Source organism: Micromonospora lacuserhaii (genome assembly GCF_036902735.1).
GTDB lineage: Bacteria > Actinomycetota > Actinomycetes > Mycobacteriales > Micromonosporaceae > Micromonospora.
The window spans coordinates 1-18,905 of record NZ_JBAKHO010000023.1 but is presented as its reverse complement, the minus strand read 5'-3'; the positions used below and the strand labels follow the sequence as shown (position 1 = coordinate 18,905).

At 73.7% G+C, this 18,905-nt stretch carries 17 protein-coding genes and 1 riboswitch; of the genes, 10 read left to right on the top strand and 7 right to left on the bottom strand.

Annotated features, from left to right (window positions below; translation table 11 throughout):
* Positions 1-42 precede the first annotated feature (42 nt).
* The gene (locus V6U81_RS16305; RefSeq protein WP_334490291.1) at positions 43-1,299 is read right to left on the bottom strand and encodes an MFS transporter; all 1,257 of its coding nucleotides are present in this window, start codon (positions 1,297-1,299) and stop codon (positions 43-45) included.
* Positions 1,296-2,858 carry a class I adenylate-forming enzyme family protein gene (locus V6U81_RS16300; protein WP_334490290.1) on the bottom strand — a complete coding sequence of 521 codons (1,563 nt, stop codon included), beginning with the start codon at positions 2,856-2,858 and terminating at the stop codon, positions 1,296-1,298. The genes V6U81_RS16305 and V6U81_RS16300 overlap by 4 nt, the downstream gene beginning before the upstream one ends.
* A 362-nt stretch (positions 2,859-3,220) precedes the next feature.
* On the opposite strand from V6U81_RS16300, the gene V6U81_RS16295 reads away from it, so the two are divergent.
* The 6 genes from V6U81_RS16295 to V6U81_RS16270 all read left to right on the top strand — a co-directional run bounded on the left by V6U81_RS16295 (position 3,221) and on the right by V6U81_RS16270 (position 9,487).
* Positions 3,221-4,504, top strand: a complete 1,284-nt coding sequence (locus V6U81_RS16295) for an SGNH/GDSL hydrolase family protein (protein ID WP_334490362.1) — start codon at positions 3,221-3,223, stop codon at positions 4,502-4,504.
* A 64-nt stretch (positions 4,505-4,568) separates the two neighbouring features.
* A complete protein-coding gene (locus tag V6U81_RS16290) occupies positions 4,569-5,798 on the top strand; it encodes a cytochrome P450 (protein WP_334490288.1) in 1,230 nt (409 codons plus the stop codon).
* Positions 5,795-6,760, top strand: coding sequence for an alpha/beta hydrolase (locus tag V6U81_RS16285; protein ID WP_334490287.1), 966 nt, complete (start codon positions 5,795-5,797; stop codon positions 6,758-6,760). Before V6U81_RS16290 ends, V6U81_RS16285 begins: the two co-directional genes overlap by 4 nt.
* Positions 6,753-7,847: an alpha-hydroxy acid oxidase gene (locus V6U81_RS16280; RefSeq protein WP_334490286.1), complete on the top strand. Its 1,095-nt coding sequence runs from the start codon at positions 6,753-6,755 to the stop codon at positions 7,845-7,847. The genes V6U81_RS16285 and V6U81_RS16280 overlap by 8 nt, the downstream gene beginning before the upstream one ends.
* A gap of 1 nt (position 7,848) precedes the next feature.
* On the top strand, positions 7,849-9,228 hold the full coding sequence (locus tag V6U81_RS16275; RefSeq protein ID WP_334490285.1) for an aminotransferase-like domain-containing protein: 1,380 nt from the start codon (positions 7,849-7,851) through the stop codon (positions 9,226-9,228).
* A gap of 7 nt (positions 9,229-9,235) precedes the next feature.
* Positions 9,236-9,487 carry a hypothetical protein gene (locus tag V6U81_RS16270; protein WP_334490284.1) on the top strand — a complete coding sequence of 84 codons (252 nt, stop codon included), beginning with the start codon at positions 9,236-9,238 and terminating at the stop codon, positions 9,485-9,487.
* 61 nt (positions 9,488-9,548) lie between these two features.
* Here the strand turns inward: V6U81_RS16270 and V6U81_RS16265 are convergent, their stop codons facing one another.
* Complete coding sequence (locus V6U81_RS16265; RefSeq protein ID WP_334490283.1) at positions 9,549-10,967, bottom strand: glycine hydroxymethyltransferase; 1,419 nt, start codon at positions 10,965-10,967, stop codon at positions 9,549-9,551.
* Positions 10,968-10,985: 18 nt separating this feature from the next.
* Positions 10,986-11,075, bottom strand: a riboswitch (ZMP/ZTP riboswitch).
* A gap of 74 nt (positions 11,076-11,149) precedes the next feature.
* Here V6U81_RS16265 and V6U81_RS16260 point away from each other — a divergent pair.
* A complete protein-coding gene (locus V6U81_RS16260; RefSeq protein WP_334490281.1) occupies positions 11,150-12,007 on the top strand; it encodes a metallophosphoesterase family protein in 858 nt (285 codons plus the stop codon).
* 47 nt (positions 12,008-12,054) lie between these two features.
* Here V6U81_RS16260 and V6U81_RS16255 read toward each other — a convergent pair whose 3' ends face one another.
* The 4 genes from V6U81_RS16255 to V6U81_RS16240 form a co-directional block, all read right to left on the bottom strand.
* Positions 12,055-12,555: a hemerythrin domain-containing protein gene (locus tag V6U81_RS16255; RefSeq protein ID WP_334490279.1), complete on the bottom strand. Its 501-nt coding sequence runs from the start codon at positions 12,553-12,555 to the stop codon at positions 12,055-12,057.
* A 114-nt stretch (positions 12,556-12,669) separates the two neighbouring features.
* Complete coding sequence (locus V6U81_RS16250) at positions 12,670-14,169, bottom strand: S8 family peptidase (protein WP_334490276.1); 1,500 nt, start codon at positions 14,167-14,169, stop codon at positions 12,670-12,672.
* A gap of 147 nt (positions 14,170-14,316) precedes the next feature.
* Entirely contained in the window at positions 14,317-15,186 is an 870-nt protein-coding gene (locus V6U81_RS16245) for an NAD(P)H-hydrate dehydratase (protein WP_334490274.1), read from the bottom strand.
* Positions 15,170-15,901, bottom strand: coding sequence for a histidine phosphatase family protein (locus V6U81_RS16240; protein ID WP_334490272.1), 732 nt, complete (start codon positions 15,899-15,901; stop codon positions 15,170-15,172). Before V6U81_RS16240 ends, V6U81_RS16245 begins: the two co-directional genes overlap by 17 nt.
* Before the next feature lie 142 nt (positions 15,902-16,043).
* On the opposite strand from V6U81_RS16240, the gene V6U81_RS16235 reads away from it, so the two are divergent.
* From V6U81_RS16235 to V6U81_RS16225, 3 genes are all read left to right on the top strand, one after another.
* Complete coding sequence (locus V6U81_RS16235; RefSeq protein ID WP_334490361.1) at positions 16,044-16,271, top strand: hypothetical protein; 228 nt, start codon at positions 16,044-16,046, stop codon at positions 16,269-16,271.
* Between the two features lie 161 nt (positions 16,272-16,432).
* Positions 16,433-16,759 carry a hypothetical protein gene (locus V6U81_RS16230; RefSeq protein WP_334490270.1) on the top strand — a complete coding sequence of 109 codons (327 nt, stop codon included), beginning with the start codon at positions 16,433-16,435 and terminating at the stop codon, positions 16,757-16,759.
* A gap of 70 nt (positions 16,760-16,829) precedes the next feature.
* On the top strand, positions 16,830-18,905 hold a 2,076-nt coding region (locus V6U81_RS16225; protein ID WP_334490268.1), incomplete at its 3' end, for a WGR domain-containing protein.

Here is an 18,905-nt window from a genome sequence, read left to right as displayed (position 1 = left end):
AATTGTCGGATAGTAGATATGACGTCTACTCCGCGTGACGCGCTACCGTCGCGGGATGGCCCGCCGGTCCTCCCGCACACCGGCTTCGGCCGGTGCCGGTCCGGCTTCCCCGCCGTCCATCCGCAGCCCGCCGATCAGCAGCGGAGTGACGGTGAGCACCAGACACAGGGCCGACATCACCCACAGCGCCGGGACGAGGTCCAGCGCGGCCACCGACCAGCCGCCCAGCAGCGCGCCGACCGGCAGCCCGAGGAACGCCACCGAACCGGCGATGCCCAGCACCCGGGTCTGCAACGCCTCCGGCACCCGCTCGTAGAGGGCCGCGCCGAGCAGCGGGTTCACCGCGGCGATCGCCACCCCGGACAGGAACGTCACGCCCAGCACCACCGCCAGCTCGTCGCTGAGCGCCAGCGCCAGCAACCGGGGGGTGCCGCTGGCCGCCACGCCGACCGCGAAGGTGAGCCGCCGGGGCAGCCGCGGCCCGGCCACCGTGAAGATCAGGTTTCCGAGCAGCGCGCCCCCGGAGAAGACCCCCAGCACCAGGCCGAAGCCGGCCGGGTCGCCGAAGACCTGCGCCACCCAGAGCGGGATGTAGACCGCGACGCTGGCGTTGGCGAACATGTTCAGCGCCGAGACCACCACCAGCATGGTCAGCAGCACCCGGTCGGTGCGCAGGTAGGCGAAGCCGCCGCGCAGCGCCCGCAGGTAGCTCTCCCGCGGCGCCGGCTCCGTCGACGCCGGCGGATGCACGAGTACGCCGATCAGCAGCGCGCAGACCGCGAAGGTCGCCGCGTCGATCCAGATCGCCCGGGTCACCTCCACCCAGTCGATGAGCAGCCCGCCGAGCACCGCCCCGAAGAGGGTGACGCCCCGGCTCATCCCGTCGTAGGCCGACGTCAGCCGGATCAGCGACACCCCGGCCCGCTGGGCGGCCGGGCGGAACATGACGTGCTTGACCCGGTCGCCGATGCCGCGCAGCCCGCCGGCCACCGCCACCAGCGCGACCAGCGTGCCGAACCCCAGCCAGGGCGCCAGCGCCACCACCGCCATCACCGCCGCGCTGGCCGCGTCCGCCACCACGGAGGTACGCCGCACCCCGAACCGGTCCGCCCACGGCGTCGCCAGCGCGCTGGAGAGCATGTACGGCAGTGTCTCCGCCGCCGCCACCACACCCATCTTCGTGGGGCTGCCGGTGGTCTCCAGCACCAGCCAGGGGATGGCCACCACCGAGATGCGGGTGCCCAGGTTGGAGATCAGGTCTGCGGTGACCAGGGTGTACAGCTCCCGGCGCGGGTTCACGCCGGACTGCCGATCACCGTCGGGGCGACCTCCTCCGTCGGCGGATGGGCGGCGGCGTAGCGGGCCCGCAGGGCGTTCTTGTCCACCTTGGCCGACCGGTTAAGCGGCAGCCGGTCGACGAACTCCACCCCGCCGGGCGCCCAGGTGTCGCTCAGCTCGGCGGTGACCAGCGCGATCAGCTCGTCCCCGGTCACCGACCCGCCGGGCGCCGGCACCACGAAGGCGTACGGCAGCTCGCCGGCCACCGGGTCGGGCACACCGATCACCGCGGCGGCGCGTACCCCGGGGTGGCCGGCGAGGACGTCCTCGATCGGTCGGGAGTAGATCGGCCAGCTGCGCTGCCGGGTGAGGATCCGGTCCTGCAACCGGTCCACCAGGTAGAGGTAGCCGTCGCTGTCCAGGTGCCCGACGTCGCGGGTGCGGACCCAGCCGTCGACCAGCGTCTCGGCGGTCAGCTCCGGCTGACCGTGGTAGCCGACGAAGCTGAGGTTGGTACGGACCCAGACCTCGCCGTCCTCGCCGGCCGGTAGCGCCCGCCCGTCGGCGTCGCGGATCTCGACCGTCACGTCCCCGTACGGCCGGCCGCAGGAGCGCAGCCGTTCCGGGTGCTCCGGGTCCTCGGTGAGGCCGGGCAGGGCGCAGATCACGACGGCCTCGCTGAGTCCGTACACGATCCGCAGGCACGGGCCGAAGCGGGCGATCGCCTGGCGCAGCCGGGCGGGCGCGGCGGGGCCGGCGCCCACGTTGAACATGAACATGGCGGAGAAGTCCGCGCCGTCCAGCGCCGGATGGTCGAGCACCTCGTAGAGCATCGGCGGGGTGACGAAGGTGGAGGTGAGCCGCTCGGTGTCGACGGTGCGGATGAACGCCGCCGGATCCCACTGCTGGCGCAGGAAGAGCACCCCGCCGGTGAAGAGGTTGAACAGCGTGGTGATCTGCCCGCTGGCCAGCCACATCGGCGAGTGCGACAGGTGCCGCAGCAGCGGGAAGCCGGCGCCGCGGAAGTCGGCCGCGAGGGCGAGCACCTGTCGGTAGAAGCTCTCCCGGTGGTGCACCAGCTTCGGGGTGCCGGTGGTGCCGCTGGTCTGCAGGAACGACTCCGGCGTGGGCACCCGGTCGGGCAGGTCGACCCCGGTGACGGGGGTCAGCTCCGCGCCCAGCCGCAGCACCGGCACCCCGGCCAGCGAGGCGGCGAGCTCCGCGCCGAGGCCGTCGTCGGCGTGGTGCACGAACACCTCGGGCCGGGCCAGCCGGGCGAACTCGTCGACCTCCCGGCGCGAGGTCACCGGCGCGATCCACATGGTCCGGCAGCCCAGCAGGTGCAGGGCGAGCTGGAGCAGTGGCCCCTCGACGGCGTTGCCGAGCATCACCAGCACCGCCGCGCCGGGGCGTACCCCGTGGGTGGTCAGTGCGGCGGCCAGGCCGCGCACCTCCGCGGCGACCTCGGCGTAGCTGAGCCGGCGGCCGTCGCCGACCAGCGCCTCCCGGTCGCCGAAGCCGGCGAACAGCGTGAGCGCGTCGTGCACGTAGGTGGTGGATCGGTCGGCACCCTCGGTCATCGCACAGCCCCCAGGTCGATGCGGTGGCGGTCGACGCCGCGGCCCGGTGGGACGCGCCGCGGCGACCGGCCGGTGGTGACGTCCGGGCAGGCCGGAGCGCCCGGGACGCGACGGGGTGCGCGAGTTGGCGACCGCACCGCCGCCGACTGCGAGCCTAGGCGCGCAGCGGTGCCGTGGGACAGAGCCGAACGGCGTCCGGCGGCACCCCGCGGACATTCGATCATGTCGATCGGGTTGATTGACGCCCGTCAGCGGCAGCGGCTAGGTTTCTGGACCATCGTCCGGGCGGTGCGTCAATGGACTCCGGCCCTGGGCGGGCAGACCATGGAGGTTCAATGTCGACCCCGAAGAGATGGCACGTCATAGCGTCCGCGGCCGCGTTGCTGGTGGTGGGCGCCCCGGCGGTGGTGGCCAGCGCCGGTCCGTCCGACACCGACACCGCCCGGCACCCCCGGGCCGAGTGGGCGGGCAGCTGGGCCGCGGCGGTCACCCGCGGCAACACCGTCGGCCTGACCAACACCGGCCTGAACAACCAGAGCATCCGGATGACCGTGCACACCTCGGTCGGCGGCGACCGGCTGCGGGTACGGCTGAGCAACCTCTACGGCGAGCAGGCGGTCAAGGTCGGGCACGCGACCGTCGCCCGGCCGAACACCGCGACCCCCGACGACCGGTCCGACATCGACGCCGCAACGCTGCGCGAGCTGACCTTCGGCGGCGCCGCCTCGGCCACCATGAACAAGGGCGCCGAGCTGCTCAGCGACCCGCTCGACTTCCCGGTGGACGAGCAGGAGGACCTGGTGGTCACCCTGCACTTCCCGGTGCTGACCGGGCCGGTGACCTTCCACGGCCAGTCCAAGGTCACCAACTTCATCGGGGCGTCCGACCTGACCACCGCCGCCGACGGCACCGGCTTCACCATCCGGCCGAACTGCTGCTGGATGTTCCTCTCCGGGGTCGACGTGGAGCGCCGGCACACCCCGGGCTCGGTGGTCGTCTTCGGCGACTCGATCGGCGACGGCAACGGCAGCACCGTCAACGCCAACAAGCGCTGGCCCGATCTGCTCGCCGACCGGCTGATCGACACCCGACCGGAGGTACGCACCCCCGGTGTGCTCAACCTGAGCCTGGCCGGCAACCGGCTCAACCACGAGGGCCCCGAGCCCGGCGCGGGCGGCTTCCCCGGCTACAACGAACTCGGCCCGAACGCCCTCGCCCGGCTCAACGAGGACGTCTTCCCGCAGACCGGGGTGGAGACCCTGGTGACCCACCTGGGCATCAACGACATCTGGATGTCCGACGACTCCGCCGAGAGCATCATCGCCGCCCTGCGGCAGATCAACCAGCAGGCCAAGGAGCGCGGCCTGCGCAGCCTGGTCGGGACGATCACGCCGTACGAGGGCAACGGCGGCCCGGGGGTGTGGACGCCGGAGAAGGACGCTACCCGCCAGGCGGTCAACACCTGGCTGCGGACCCAGGGCGCGAGTGAGTTCGACGGGGTGCTCGACTTCGACGCCGTGCTGCGCGACCCGGCGCAGCCCAGCCGGCTGCTGCCGGCGTACGACGCGGGTGACCACATCCACCCGAATGACGCCGGCAACCAGGCGATGGCCGACGCCGTACCGCTACGACTGCTGGGTCTGTGACACCGGTGGGGCGGCGGGGGTGACCCGGCCGCCCCACCGTCCATCCTGGGGAGGAAGCACCACCGTGGACGTCGACGAGATCCTGACCGGCCTCTACAGCGAGCAGGGCCGGCAGAACCCCTATCCCTGGTACGCGGCCCTGCACGCGCACGGCCCGATCAGCGCCATCCCGACCCGCCCCGAGCACAGCACCGTCTCCGCCGTCGCCGCCGGGTACGACCTGGTCGACCAGGTGCTGCGCGACCCGCAGTGGTGCAAGGGCGCCCCGCCCGGCTGGCAGGACCAGGAGATCCTGCGGACGTTCATGTCCTCGATGATGTTCACCGACCCGCCGGACCACACCCGGATGCGGGCGGTGTTCGCGAAGACCTTCACCCCACGTCGGCTCGGCGCGCTGGAGCCGGTGATCGTCCGGGTCGTCGACACCATGCTCGACCGGATCGCCGAGGCCGGCGCCGGCGGCGCCGAGGTGGACTTCGTCGCCGACTTCGCGTACCCGGTGCCGGCGCTGGTGATGGCCGAGTTCATCGGCCTGCCCGAGGCCGACCTGCCCTGGTACCGGCAGCGGGTCGACTGGATCGACGAGTTCATGGACGTGGCCGGCAAGACCCCGGAACGCCTCGCCCGGGCGAACCAGGCCGCGGCGGAGCTGCGCGACTACTACCGGGAGCTGATCGGGCACCGGCGCCGGCAGCCCGGCGAGGACCTGATCAGCGGGCTGGTCGAGGCGCTGGACTCCGGCGACGTGGAGCTGACCGAGGAAGAGCTGATCAGCAACCTGATCGTCCTGTTCAACGCGAGCTTCGTGACCACCGTCTACATGTTCAGCAACGGCCTGCCGCTGCTGCTCGCGCACCCGGACACCGTCGGCGCGCTGCCCGGCGACGACGGGCTGGCCCGCGGCTGCGTCGACGAGGTGCTGCGGATGGAGAGCCCGGTGCACTTCCTGGCCCGGGCCGCCCCGCGGGACACCGTCCTCGGCGGCGTGCCGGTCCGCCAGGGCGAGAACGTGCTGCTGATCATCGCTGGGGCGAACCGCGACCCGGCCCGGTTCCCCGACCCGGACCGCTTCGACCCGCGCCGGTCCGGCCCGCCGTCGCTGGCCTTCGGCGTCGGCCTGCACTTCTGCCTCGGCTCGGCGGTCTCCAAGCTGGAGGGGCGGCTCGCGCTGCCCCGGCTCCTCGCCCGCTTCCCGGAGCTGACCGTGACCCGGCCGCCCAGCTACAGCGGGAGCCTCTTCCTGCGCGGCATCGACAAGCTTTTTGTCTCGACCGGCGGGAAGGAGCGGGCATGACCGTCGACCCCCAGGTGGTCGCGTACCGGGCCGCGCGCGCGGCCGCCGGCACGCCGCCGCTGTACACCCAGACCCTGGCCGAGGCCCGCGCCGCCGACCTCGCCGCGATCCGCGCCGGCGGCGGCGACGTCGAGCCGGTGCACCGGGTACGCGACACGCAGGTCCCCGGCCCGGGCGGTGACCTGCCGGTGCGGATCCACCGCCCGGCCGGCGGCGGGCCGATGCCGACGCTGGTCTGGTTCTTCGGCGGTGGCTGGACGTTGGGCAGCGTGGACACCGCGGACGGGATCTGCCGCCGGCTCGCCAACGCGACGCCCTGCCAGGTGGTGACGGTCGGCTACCGGCTCGCCCCGGAGCACCCGTTCCCGGCGGCCGTGCTGGACTGCCACGCGGCCACCGCCTGGCTGGCCGGGCACGCCGACGAGTTCGGCGTCGACCCGGACCGGCTGGTGGTGGGCGGGGACAGCGCCGGCGGCAACCTCGCGGCGGCGGTGACCCTGCTGGCCCGGTCCGCGGGCGGACCCCGGCTCGCCGGCCAGCTGCTGGTCTACCCGAACACCGACCAGCGCCCCGGTCGCCGGCCGACCGGGGAGGAGGATCCACTGCTGTTCAACCGGCACTCCGTCGACTGGTACCGGGGGCATTACCTGGCCGACCCGGCCGACGCGGCGGACCCGCTCGCCTCGCCGCTGCTCGCCGAGGACCACTCCGGCCTGCCGCCCGCCCTGGTGGTCACCGCCGAGCACGATCCGCTGCGCGACGAGGGGGAGCGCTACGCCGAGCGGCTGCGGGAGGCCGGCGTCCCGGTCCGGCTGAGCCGCTACCCCGGGATGATCCACGGGTTCTTCGCCATGCCCGGGGTCTTCGACGCCGGCCGGCGGGCGCAGGAGGAGGCGGCCACCTTCCTGCGGGAACGCTTCGCGCTCGTGGGGTCCGTCCCGGGCGGGTCAGACCATGCCTGACGCCGTCCCGCCGGTCTGCCTGGCGGACTTCGCCGAGCCGGCCCGGGCAGTGGTGCCGCCGGGGGTCTGGGACTACGTCAACGGCGGCAGCGGGGCGGAGATCACCCTGGCCGCGAACCGGGCCGCCCTGGACCGGGTCGCCGTGCTGCCCCGGATGCTCACCGGCGTGGAGAACCCCCGCACGACGGCCGCGCTGCTCGGCCGGGAGCAGGCGATGCCGGTGGCGGTCGCGCCGATGGCGTACCAGCGGCTGCTGCACCCCGACGGCGAGCTGGCCCTCGCCGCGGCGGCCGGCGCGACCGGCGTGCCGTACGCGCTGAGCACCCTGAGCAGCACCCCGATCGAGGAGGTCACCGCCGTGGCCACCGGCCCGGTCTGGTTCCAGCTGTACTGGCTGCGCGACCGGGCGCTGGTCGCCGAGCTGGTGGACCGGGCGCGCACCGCCGGCTGCGCCGCGCTGGTGGTGACCGTTGACGTGCCGGTGCTCGGCCGGCGGCGGCGCGACGTCCGCAACGCCTTCGCCCTGCCGCCTGAGGTGACCGCGGCGAACCTGCCCGGCGGCCGGGACGACCTGGCCCACACCGGCACGCCCGGCGTGTCGGCGATCGCGGCGCACACCGGTGCGGTCTTCGCCCCCGCGCTCACCTGGGCCGACCTGGAGTGGCTGCGCGACCGTACCCCGCTGCCGCTGCTGGTCAAGGGCGTCCTCGACCCTCGCGACGCGGTGCGGGCGGTGCAGGTCGGCGCGGACGCGGTGGTGGTCTCCAACCACGGCGGCCGCCAGCTCGACGGCGCCCCCGCCACCGCCACCGTGCTGCCCGAGGTGGTCGCCGCCGTCGCCGGCCGGGCCGAGGTGCTGCTCGACAGCGGGGTGCGCGGCGGCACCGACGTGCTGCGCGCCCTGGCCCTCGGCGCGACCGGGGTGCTGCTGGGACGCCCGCTGCTCTGGGCGCTCGCCGCCGGCGGGCGGGCCGGCGCCGAGAAGGCGCTGGAGCTGCTCGCCGTCGAGCTGCGCGACGCCCTCACCCTCGCCGGCTGCGCCGACCCCGCCGCGGCCCGCGAGCTGCGCACCCTGACCGGAGGCTGACGTGGACGAACCGGTGGACCTGGAGCTCGCCGCGCTGCACCCGGCGGTCGACGATCCGGCCCTGAACTCGATGAACTTCCTCAACGAGGTGGCGCAGCACTGGCCGGACGCGGTGTCGCTGGCCGCCGGCCGGCCGTACGAGGAGTTCTTCGACGACGATGCCCCGCGCCGCTGGCTGGACCGGTTCCGCCGGCACCTCGCCGAGGACCTCGGGCTGAGCCCCGAGCAGACCCGGCGGACCCTGTTCCAGTACGGCCGGACGAAGGGGATCATCCACCATCTGGTCGCCCGCAACCTCGCCGTCGACGAGGGAGTACGCGTCGACCCCGAGGCGATCGTGGTGACCGTCGGCTGCCAGGAGGCGATGTTCCTGGTGCTGCGGGCGCTGCGGGCCGGCCCGCGGGACGTGCTGCTCGCGGTGGCCCCCACGTACGTCGGGCTGACCGGCGCGGCGCGACTGGTGGGCCTGCCGGTGCGCCCGGTGGCCGGCGGCCCGGCCGGCGTCGACCTGGCCGACCTGCGCGCCCAGGTGCGCCAGGCCCGGGCCGAGGGGCTGCGGCCCCGCGCCTGCTACGTGATGCCGGACTTCGCCAACCCGTCCGGGGCCAGCCTCAGCGTGGACGACCGGCGGCGGCTGCTCGACCTGGCCGCCGAGGAGGAGCTGCTGCTGATCGAGGACAACCCGTACGGGCTCTTCCCGGCGGGCGACGCCCGCCGGCTGCCGACGCTCAAGGCGCTGGACACCGGTCGTCGGGTGGTCTACCTGGGCTCGTTCGCCAAGACGGTGCTGCCCGGCGCGCGGGTCGGCTATGTCGTCGCCGACCAGCGGGTCGCCGGCCCGGACGGGAGCGTCGGCCCGCTCGCCGACCAGCTCGCGAAGATCAAGAGCATGGTCACGGTGAACACCTCGGCGCTGGCCCAGGCGATGATCGGCGGGGCGCTGCTGGAGCACGACTGCTCCCTGGTGGCCGCGAACGTCCGGGAGCGGGCCGCGTACGGCCGCAACCTGGCCCACCTGCTCGCCGGCCTGCGTCGGCGGTTCCCGCCGCCGTCACCGGTGCGCTGGAACGCCCCGGCGGGTGGCTTCTTCGTGGTGGTCACCGTGCCGTTCCCGGTCGACGACACGCTGCTGCGCCGCTCGGCCGAGCGGCACGGGCTGCTCTGGACGCCGATGGCCCACTTCTACGACGACGGCGCCCCGGTGGCCGCGCTGCGGCTGTCGGTCAGCGCGGTCACGCCGGAGCAGATCGACCTCGGCCTGGACCGGCTGGCCGCCCTGGTCGCCGAGGAGATGCGGTCCGCCGGCCCCGACCGCGCGCCGGTGGCCGACCTCTCGGAGGGAGCAGCCGCGGTTCCGATGGCGGGCGCCGGCCCACCATAATGGAGCAATGGTCGCTTGGGAGTACGCCCTGCTGGTCCGCCGCTACCAGGGACAGGGACGCAATTTCCACGTCTCGTTCGTCTGGTACGCCCCGGACGGATCGCGGACCGACATCACCGCGTACGGCGACACCGCGATCGCGCACCTCAACCGCGCCGGCCGGGAGGGCTGGGAGCTGGTCTCCGCCGCCGAGGACGTCAACAACGTCCAGGGCAGCACCGAGGTCCACCGCTACCACCTCAAGCGCCCCCTGCCCTGACCCCCCGGACCCCCGCGCCATCCATTGAGGGGCGGCGGCGGGGGTGCGGCGGCAGCGGGTGTCAGCCGAGGTCGACGGCGGGGTAGAGCGGGAAGCCGGCCAGCAGCTCGGTGGCCTGCTTGCTGACCTTGTCGGCCAGCGCGGGGTCGAGGACGTACTTGGCCTTGGACTCGCCCGGGGTGGTCTGGCTGAGCACGGTGTGGATCAGCTCGGCGGTCTGGTCCATCTCCGCCGTGCCGAGGCCGCGGGTGGTCAGCGCCGGCGTGCCGATCCGGATGCCCGAGGTGTACCAGGCGCCGTTCGGGTCCTGCGGGACCGCGTTGCGGTTGGTGACGATGCCCGAGTCCAGCAGCGCCTGCTCGGCCTGCCGGCCGGTGAGGCCGTAGCCGGAGACGTCGAGCAGCACCAGGTGGTTCTCGGTGCCGCCGGTGACCAGCTTCGTCCCCCGGCTCAACAGGCCCTCGGCGAGCGCCTGGGCGTTGTCGACGATCCGCTGGGCGTAGTCGGCGAAGTCCGGGCGGCGGGCCTCGGCCAGGGCGACGGCCTTGGCGGCCATCACGTGCGGCAGCGGGCCGCCGAGCACCATCGGGCAGCCCCGGTCGACCTGGTCGGCCAGCTCCGGACCGCAGAGCACCATCCCGCCGCGCGGGCCGCGCAGCGACTTGTGGGTGGTGGTGGTGACGATGTGGGCGTGCGGCACCGGGTCGAAGTCGCCGGTGAAGACCTTGCCGGCGACCAGGCCCGCGAAGTGCGCCATGTCGACCATGAAGGTCGCGCCGACCGAGTCGGCGATCTCCCGCATGATCCGGAAGTTGACCTTCCGGGGGTACGCGGAGTAGCCGGCGACCAGGATCAGCGGCTTGAACTCGCGGGCCGCCTCCGCCACCCGGTCGTAGTCGATCAGGCCGGTGACCGGGTCGGTGCCGTAGCTGCGCTGGTCGAACATCTTGCCGGAGATGTTCGGCCGGAAGCCGTGGGTGAGGTGGCCGCCGGAATCCAGCGACATGCCCAGCATCCGCTGGTTGCCCAGCTCCCGGCGCAGCGCGAACCAGTCGGCCTCGGTCAGGTCGTTGACCTGGCGGACCTGCGCCTTCTTCAGCGCGGGGGACTCCACCCGGTCGGCCAGGATCGCCCAGAAGGCGACCAGGTTGGCGTCGATGCCCGAATGCGGCTGCACGTACGCGTGCGCGGCGCCGAAGAGCTCCTTGGCGTGCTCGGCGGCGAGCGCCTCGACGGTGTCGACGTTCTGGCAGCCGGCGTAGAAGCGGCGGCCGACCGTGCCCTCGGCGTACTTGTCGCTGAACCAGTTGCCCATCGTCAGCAGGGTGGCCGGGGAGGCGTAGTTCTCACTGGCGATGAGCTTGAGCGACTCGCGCTGGTCGGCCAGCTCGGCGCCGATGGCGTCGGCCACCCGGGGCTCGACGGCGCGGATGACCTCGAGCGCGCTGCGGAAGGCGGTGGATTCGGCGTTCAGCGACATGTGACCTCCTACTGACGTGTGGAAGGCCCAGGCGCTCGGCGTGCGTCCTCATGACGGGGCCGCTTCCCGATGGTGCTCCATCCCCACGCGCCAGTCACGGCCCACCGGTGATCCTAGCGGGTCGCCCCCGGCCCGGCTCGGCCGACCGACCCGTACCCGCCCGGCGTGCGTACGATCGGCGGATGCGCGGACAGGACGGCAACCTGGTCGCCATCAGCGACCTGCACGTCGGGTACCCGCAGAACCGCGACCTGGTCGAGGCGCTGCGACCGGAGTCGCCGGGGGACTGGCTGCTGGTCGCCGGCGACGTGGCGGACACCGTCGCCGACATCGAATGGGCCCTCGGCCTGCTCGCGCGGCGCTGGCACACGGTGGTCTGGGCGCCCGGCAACCACGAGCTCTGGACCCCACCCACCGACCCGGTCACCCTGCGCGGGGTGGCCCGCTACCGGCACCTCGTCGAGGTGTGCCGGCGACTGGGGGTCCTCACCCCGGAGGACGAGTACCGGGTGTGGCGGGGGCCCGGCGGGCCGGCACTGGTCGCGCCGCTGTTCCTGCTCTACGACCACAGCTGGCGCCCCGACGGGTTCGACACCCGCGAGGCGGCGCTCGCCGAGGCGTACCGGACCGGAATCGTCTGCACCGACGAGTTCCTGCTGCACAACGATCCGTACCCGAGCCGCCCGGACTGGTGCGCGGCCCGGCTGGCCGAGACCGCCCGGCGGCTGGACGCCCGTGACCCGGCGCTGCCGACGGTGCTGGTCAACCACTGGCCGCTGGTCCGGGAACCGACCCGGGTGCTGCGGTACCCGATCTTCGCGCAGTGGTGCGGCACCGAGGCCACCGCCGACTGGCACCGCCGGTACGACGCCGCGGCGGTGGTCTACGGGCACCTGCACATCCCGCGCACCACCTGGTACGACGGGGTGCGCTTCGAGGAGGTCTCGGTGGGCTACCCCCGGGAGTGGCAGCCGCGGGGCGTACCCGGGCTGCGGCGGATCCTGCCGGCGCCCGATGGGGTGCCGCCGACCGCCTGGTGACACGGCGCGGGGCCCGACCGCGTGGTCGGGCCCCGGGTGCTCGCGGGTCAGGCGGTCGCGGCGTCGCGCGCGCTCTTGAGCGCCTTCGGGTCGTCGGGGCGGCGCGGCGCGTCCGCGCGCATCGCGATCATCCGCTCGCCGATCTCCTGGAGCTGGTTGCGGCCGAGCGCCTCCCGGACCTTCGGGAACCACTCCTGCTCCTCCTCCTCGACGTGGTGCTCGACGTTCTCGATCAGCACCGTGGTCTTGGCGACGAAGCGCTCGTCGGAGGCGTCCATGGCCGCCAGCTCGGCGCAGAGCAGGTCGGCGACGTGGTGCTCCTCGTAGGACTCGAGGATGTCGTCCTCGAGGTCGGGCAGGAGCTTGCGGACCTCGGGGTACAGCACCTCGTTCTCCAGGTACGTGTGCACCGTCAGGGCCTCCAGGATCTGCGTCACCAGCTGCTGGCGCTTCTCCGCCGGCCCGTCCTCGGCCTTCTGGAACTCCTTGAAGAGACGACGCATCTCCTTGTGGTCCTCTTTGAGCAGGACGATGGCATCGGTGGACACCGGCAGACCTCCTTGGTTCGGCTGACCGTGTTCCGGTACCCCGGGTCTGAACTGCGAAAACGGGTGGGGCCCGGCGGAATTCCGCCGGGCCCCACCACGGGTGGTGCGGTGCTGCTACTTCACCACGTTGTACGCGTCGACCATGCCGGCGCCGTAGAACGCGTTACGCGCGCCGCCGGAGCAGGTCGCGTCGTACAGGTGCGGGTCGGTCGGGTCGATCAACGGCACCAGGTTGAAGACGCCGTCCGGGCAGGACTGCGCCACCGAGGTGCGCTCCAGGAACGCCGCCAGCTCACCCGGCGACATGCCCGGGTGCGCCGACAGGGCCAGGGCGGCGACACCGGTCGCGTGCGGACCGGACATCGAGGTGCCCTGCTTGTAGCCCCAGCCGTTGGTCTTCGTCGCCACGTCGAACGTGGTCGACAGGATGCCGTCGCTCAACGTGCGCGCCGCACCTTGCGTCCGGTACCGGGTGTCGCCACCCGGCGCCGTCACGTCGATGACGCCCTGGCCGTACGAGGAGTAGTAGCTCTTCGCCCCGGTCCGGCCGACCGCCGAGACGGTCACCACGCCCGGCGCCTCGGCCGGCAGGTCGAGGCAGGCGTTGGTGAGGTCCTCGCGGACCTCGGGGTCCTGGCCCTCCGGCAGGTTGTTCGGGCTGCCGGTGTCGGTGATCTTGTGGGCGAGGTCGTAGTTCGAGTTACCCGCGGACGCCACGTTCAGCACGCCCTTGCTCTGCGAGTAACGGATGGCCCGCTGGACCGCCTGCCACACCGGACGCTGGCGCGCGTCGTTGCGGCAGTTGAGCTCCCACGGGTCGATGAAGTAGCTGTTGTTCGTGACCTGCATGCCGTGGTCGGCGGCCCAGATGAAGCCGCACAGCGCGGCCTCCGGGTAGATGTAGCCGCCGTCATTGACCACCTTCACCGCGGCGACCTTGACGCCCGGCGCGATGCCCGTCACGCCGACGCCGTTGATGGCGGCGGCGATGGTGCCGGCCACGTGCGTGCCGTGGTCGGAGGTGGTCGGGTTCCAGGCCGCCTCGGTGGTGTCGGTGACACCGCCGATGCAGGACGTGCTCTTGTCCTTGGCGATCTGGGTGGCCAGGTCGGGGTGGCTGCTGGAGATGCCGCTGTCCAGCACGCCCACCACCACGTTGGAGCTACCGGTGGTGACCGCGTGGGCCTGCGGAACGTGGATCATCGGCATGTCCCACTGCTGACCGAACATCGGCTCCTTGGTCGGGTCGCCGGTGGCGTTGGCGACGTCGGCCGCGGAGACCTCGACGGTCTCGTCCTCTTCGAGGGCGGAGCCGAGGCCGGTGGTGGCGGCGACCGACTCCACGCCCGCGCCCTTCACCTGGGTGGCGAAGTCGGGGTTGGTGGAGCGGACGACGAGCACACCGATCTGGTCGTACGAGGCCACCACGGTGCCGGCGGCCGCGGCCACGCGGGCCGCTGCCGGGCCGGTCGCGGCGCCCTGCGGGGCCAGGACCAGGAACGTGGTGTCCGGTCCGACGGCCGCCGCAGGCGCCAACCCGCCGGTCAGGGCGAGGCCGACGCCGAGCGTCACGGCGGACGCGGCGGCCAGTGTCTTGCGACGGAGGTTCTTCACACAGACTCCCAGGGGGCCGTCCCCCGCCGGGCGGTGCCCCGCGATGAGGGAGCGGCCCGGCGGAAGCGGGCGGATGCCCGCTTTCGAAGCAACAGCGTAGGGAGCAGGTGTGGCGTTACACACATCCGTTCGGTCAGACAAGAAGTGTCAGACGGTGGCGAGGGTGTGCGGGATCTCGTCGAGCAGCTCCCGGGCGAGGAATCCGATCCTGCCGAACTGCGGGACCAGCCGTTGGCCGCTGACCGCGTGCGCCCAGGCGGCCCAGCAGGCGGCCTGCGCCGGTTCCGCGCCCCGGGACAGCAGCCCGGCCAGCAGCCCCGACCGGACATCCCCGCTGCCCGAGGTACCCAGCCCGGCGTCGCCGCTCTCCTCCCGCCAGCCCGAACCGTCCGGGGTGGCGATGTGGCCGTAGAGCGACACCACCGCCTCGTACCGGCGGGCCAGCTCGCGGGCCTCGGCGTCCAGGTCGTCACCGGGGTCGCGGCCAAGCAGGTGCCCGGCCTCGGTCAGGTTCGGGGTGAGCACCACCTTCCGCCCCGAGCCCACCAGCAGGTCCGGCTCGTGACTGAGCGCCCCGAGCGCGTACGCGTCCAGCACCAGCGCCGTCTCCGGCCGGGCCGAGTCCAGCACCAGGTGCAGCAGCGCGCGGGTCTGGTCGATGTCGTTGAGGCCCGGGCCGACCGCCACCACGTCGGCCCGGGACACCAGGTCGCCGAGCCGGTCACCGGGATCGCCGTCGACCGCCCCGTCGGAGGTCTCCGGCAGCCCGACGACCAGCGCCTCCGGCACCTGGATGCTCAGCGCCGCGGCGGTGGACTCGGCGGCGGCCAGTTGCAGCACACCGGCGCCCGCCCGCAGCGCGGCCACCCCGGCCAGCAGCACCGCGCCCGGGGTGAACCGGGAACCGCCCACCACCAGGACGGTGCCCCGGTGCTCCTTGCCGCCGGTCGGCACGGGCAGCGCCCAGTCGCGCAGCAGGGCCGGCGTGATGACGCGGGTGTCAGACCGGTTCGGCATGGACCTCGTCCTCCCTGGTCGGTCGGGCGCCCTGCTGGTGCAGGTGGCGTACGTCGTTGAAGGTGTCCGGGGTGAGCCGGCCGTCGGCGTCCGCGGACCAGCCGGTCACCGAGCAGTTGGCGATCACGTGCTCCCGGGTCAGCGCCATCAGGTCCCCCTCGGTCAGCCCCTCGACCAGGTAGCGGAGCAGGAAGACCAGGGCGTCGTGGCCGAAGAGCAGCACCCGCCGGCCCTCGTGGTCGCGGCGCAGGTCGCCCAGGAGGGTACGCAGCCGCAGCGCGACGTCCGTCCAGGATTCGCCACCCGGCGGCCGGTAGTAGAACTTGCCGAGCCGGCGGCGCCGGTCGGCCTCCTCCGGGAAGCGCTGCTGGACGCCGAGGCCGGTGTAGCCGTCGAGGATGCCCAGCTCCCGGTCCCGCAGCCGCTCGTCCCGGCTGGCCGGGATCCCGGTGCCGGCCAGCGCCAGCTCCGCGGTCCGCACCGCGCGCAGGTACGGCGAGACCACCGCCACGTCCGGCCGGCGCTCGGCCGGCAGCCCGGCCAGCCAGCGCGCGGTGGCCCGGGCCTGCTCCTCCCCGGTGGTCGACAGCGGTACGTCGGCGTCGCGGTGGGTCAGGTCGATCAGCGCGGCGCCGGACGCCTCGGCTGCCGAGGCGGCCACGTTCGCCGTGCTCTCGCCGTGCCGCACGATCCAGAGGGCTGCCAGTTCGGACATGGCCCCATGCCTACCCGGGGGCCGGACCGGGTAACCGTGCCGGCTCGGCGGGACGCGCTCGGGGCCGGGCGCATGGAGTGGGCGAGGCCGGGTAACCGCCGACGTCCACGACAGTGACCAGGGGAGGTACACCGTGGCGACCATGGTGAACGAGCAGATCAGTCCGGTGAGGGACAAGAACTACGACCTGATCCACGCGGTGCAGATGTCGCTGCAGCACATCTGGCAGCTCGGGATCTACATCGCCGACGCGGAGGCCCGGGGCGACACGGAGCTGGCCACCTGGTTCCGCAAGATGCAGGAGAACAACCGCAAGGCCGGCGAGCAGGGCAAGCAGATGCTGATGACGCGGCTGCGCGAGGACATCTGACCCACGGTCGGAGCGGCCGGGTGGACCGTGCGGTCCGCCCGGCCTCCGTCGCGTACCCGACCACCGCCGGACCCGAACGGGACTGCGCCGTACGCATCGACCCGGAAGAATGACGCCTCCGATCCCGCGCTGGGCGGGATCCGACGGGGAGGCGGAGACGGATGACCGTGGTCAAGGGACTGCGTGAGGCGCTGGTGCTGTTCGTTGTCGCGGGGCTGGTCGCGCTGCTCGGCGCGGTGGCCTGGCACTCCGCCCGGGGTGGCGACCTCGTCCAACGCCTCGGCTTCACCCTGATGATCGTCGGCGCACTGTTGGGGGTGACCGGCGACCTGACCCTCAGCCGGATCGGCACCATGGAGTCGCGGGCGATGTTCGGGCATGCCCCGGAGCAGGAGGGCGCCGGCGGCGGGCGGGTGCTGACCGGGGTCGGCATCTTCCTGTTCGTCTCCGTGCCGCTGATCGCGCTCGGTCTGCTGCTGGTCTCCTGACCGCCGTCGGCACGCTGTCGGTGGTTGCCGTTATGGTCCCCGCACATCGCGGGTGATCAAGGAGACGGGCGTGCGCAGATTCGACTGTGTCAGCGGCAGCGCGGCGAAGTTCTGGGAGGTGGAATCCGCCGACCTGACGGTCACCGTCCGATATGGACGGACTGGCTCGGCGGGGCGGATCCAGGTGAAAGAGTTCGGCTCCGCCACCGAGGCCGCCGAACACGCCGACCGGCTGATCGCGGAGAAGCTGCGCAAGGGGTACGTCGAGGCACCCGCCGCCCCGACGTCGACGGCCGTGACCGCTGCACCGGCGACGTCGGCTGTGGCGGGGGAGCCGGGGACGACCGGTCCGATGTCGGCCGCCGACGGTCCGACGGCGCCGCCGACCCCGGCCGGACCGCCGGCTGAAGCGCTGCCCGACGAGGAGACCTTCGTGGTGCCGGCCGGCTGGCGGCGGCACCTCCTGCCGCGCCGCGACGGTCTGACCGGTGCTGTCCTTCCCCGCGGAGCCAAGGCACGCAAGGCCGGCGAGGAACTGCTGGCGTCGCTGGCCGACGGCGTCGACCGGCTGCTGGGCAACAGCGACGACGCCGAGCTGGTCGGCGCGGTCCGCGCCCACCTGGCCGGTGAGCGTACACCGCTCGGCGCGGCCGGGCTGCTGGTGGCCGTCGGGCACGAGATCGCCTGGCGGGACACGGACCGGGGTCGCGACCTGGCCGACCTGCTGGTCGCCGACGACGGTGTGGTGGCCGCCGCCCGTGCCGTCATCGAATCGATCGGGATCAGGACGGAGGGACACCGGGACCACCACCGGTGCGTCCTCGCCCGGGCGGGCGGCGGGGCGGCCGACTGGGGCTACCGGGGAACCCGGCTGGCCGTCCTGGGCCGGGTCCGCGCCCACCTCGCGGTGGCCACCGACGACGAGTACGCCGCCGCCCGTGCCGCGCTCGTCCCCTACCGGCAGGTCGACCTGGCCAACCGGGTGGTCACCTCCTTCCTGCTGCCCACCGAGGCGGACTGGGTGGCCGAGGACGTGCCCGCCGTCGACGCCAGCGGGGACCGGTTCCTCGCCGAGCTGATGATGAACGCGGCGCCCGCCGCCGAGGACTTCGCCCGGATGGCCGACCGTCTCGGCGTTCACTCCGCCGTGTACGACCCGGCCGCGGTGGTCACCGCCGCCGCGACCGTCGGCCCGTCGATGGCCCCGCTGCTGGCCGACTGGTTCGACCACGAGTACGTCGACGCGGCCGGCCGGCAACGGCTGGTCTCGCTGCTGGCCGCCTTCCCCACCGACGAGGCGATGCGGCTGCTGCTCGACCGGCTCGACCAGAAGTACGTCCAGGCCGGCGTGCTGGAGATGCTCCGGCGCTTCCCGGTGCGCGGGGTGCGCCTGCTGGCCCGGGCGGCCGGGGGACGCACCGCCGCCGCCCGGGACGCCGCCACGCTGCTGCGCGGCCACGTGCTGACCAACCCGGCCGCGGTCGCCGCGGCGCTGCCGCTGCTCGACTCCGACGACCGGCAGCGGGTCACGCAGATCCACGCCGACCGGGAGTCGCTCACCCCGGCCACCCCCGACCGGCTGCCACCGGTGCTGGTTAGCCCGCCGTGGCTGGCCAGGCGGCACCGCACCGCACCGCCGGTGGTGGCCGGTCTCGTCCGGCCCGACGAGGCCGCGATCGCCTGGCTGCCCGGCGAGCGGGAGCGCTGGGCGGCCACCCGGGTGTACTACATGTCGTGGTGGCGACAGGGCGAGGACCTCAGCGACCTGGCGCCGACGATCGCCTCCGGGCGGTACCCCGACAGCGAGGGCATCGCCTTCTTCACCCGGGCCCCCGAGGCGGTGGCCCGTCCGCTGGTCCGGTCGTGGCGCCCGCGCGACACTTGGGACACCGGCTCGTGGCTGCCGCGGGTGGTGGGACGGCTGGAGCTGGACGCCCTCCCCGCCGCGCTCCACGTCTCCCGGAGCAGCCCGCAGGTCGCCGCCGGGGTGCTGCTGCCGTACACCGGTGGTGAGGTCGCCGACCTGATGGCCGACTGGCTCGACCGGCTCAAGTCGGCGCGCCCGGCCGCCCTGGCCTGGTTCCACCGGCACCCGGCCGCCGCCGCGCGGGCGCTGCTGCCGGCGGCGTTGGGCCCGGCGGGCCCG

Bases quoted from the DNA above. Each gene is read 5' to 3' on its own strand.
- V6U81_RS16300 (WP_334490290.1), bottom strand. From the start codon at position 2,858: ATGACCGAGGGTGCCGACCGATCCACCACCTACGTGCACGACGCGCTC.
- V6U81_RS16240 (WP_334490272.1), bottom strand. From the start codon at position 15,901: ATGTCCGAACTGGCAGCCCTCTGGATCGTGCGGCACGGCGAGAGCACG.
- V6U81_RS16235 (WP_334490361.1), top strand. From the start codon at position 16,044: ATGGTGAACGAGCAGATCAGTCCGGTGAGGGACAAGAACTACGACCTG.
- V6U81_RS16245 (WP_334490274.1), bottom strand. From the start codon at position 15,186: ATGCCGAACCGGTCTGACACCCGCGTCATCACGCCGGCCCTGCTGCGC.
- V6U81_RS16265 (WP_334490283.1), bottom strand. From the start codon at position 10,967: ATGTCGCTGAACGCCGAATCCACCGCCTTCCGCAGCGCGCTCGAGGTC.
- V6U81_RS16280 (WP_334490286.1), top strand. From the start codon at position 6,753: ATGCCTGACGCCGTCCCGCCGGTCTGCCTGGCGGACTTCGCCGAGCCG.
- V6U81_RS16270 (WP_334490284.1), top strand. From the start codon at position 9,236: ATGGTCGCTTGGGAGTACGCCCTGCTGGTCCGCCGCTACCAGGGACAG.
- V6U81_RS16260 (WP_334490281.1), top strand. From the start codon at position 11,150: ATGCGCGGACAGGACGGCAACCTGGTCGCCATCAGCGACCTGCACGTC.
- V6U81_RS16285 (WP_334490287.1), top strand. From the start codon at position 5,795: ATGACCGTCGACCCCCAGGTGGTCGCGTACCGGGCCGCGCGCGCGGCC.
- V6U81_RS16230 (WP_334490270.1), top strand. From the start codon at position 16,433: ATGACCGTGGTCAAGGGACTGCGTGAGGCGCTGGTGCTGTTCGTTGTC.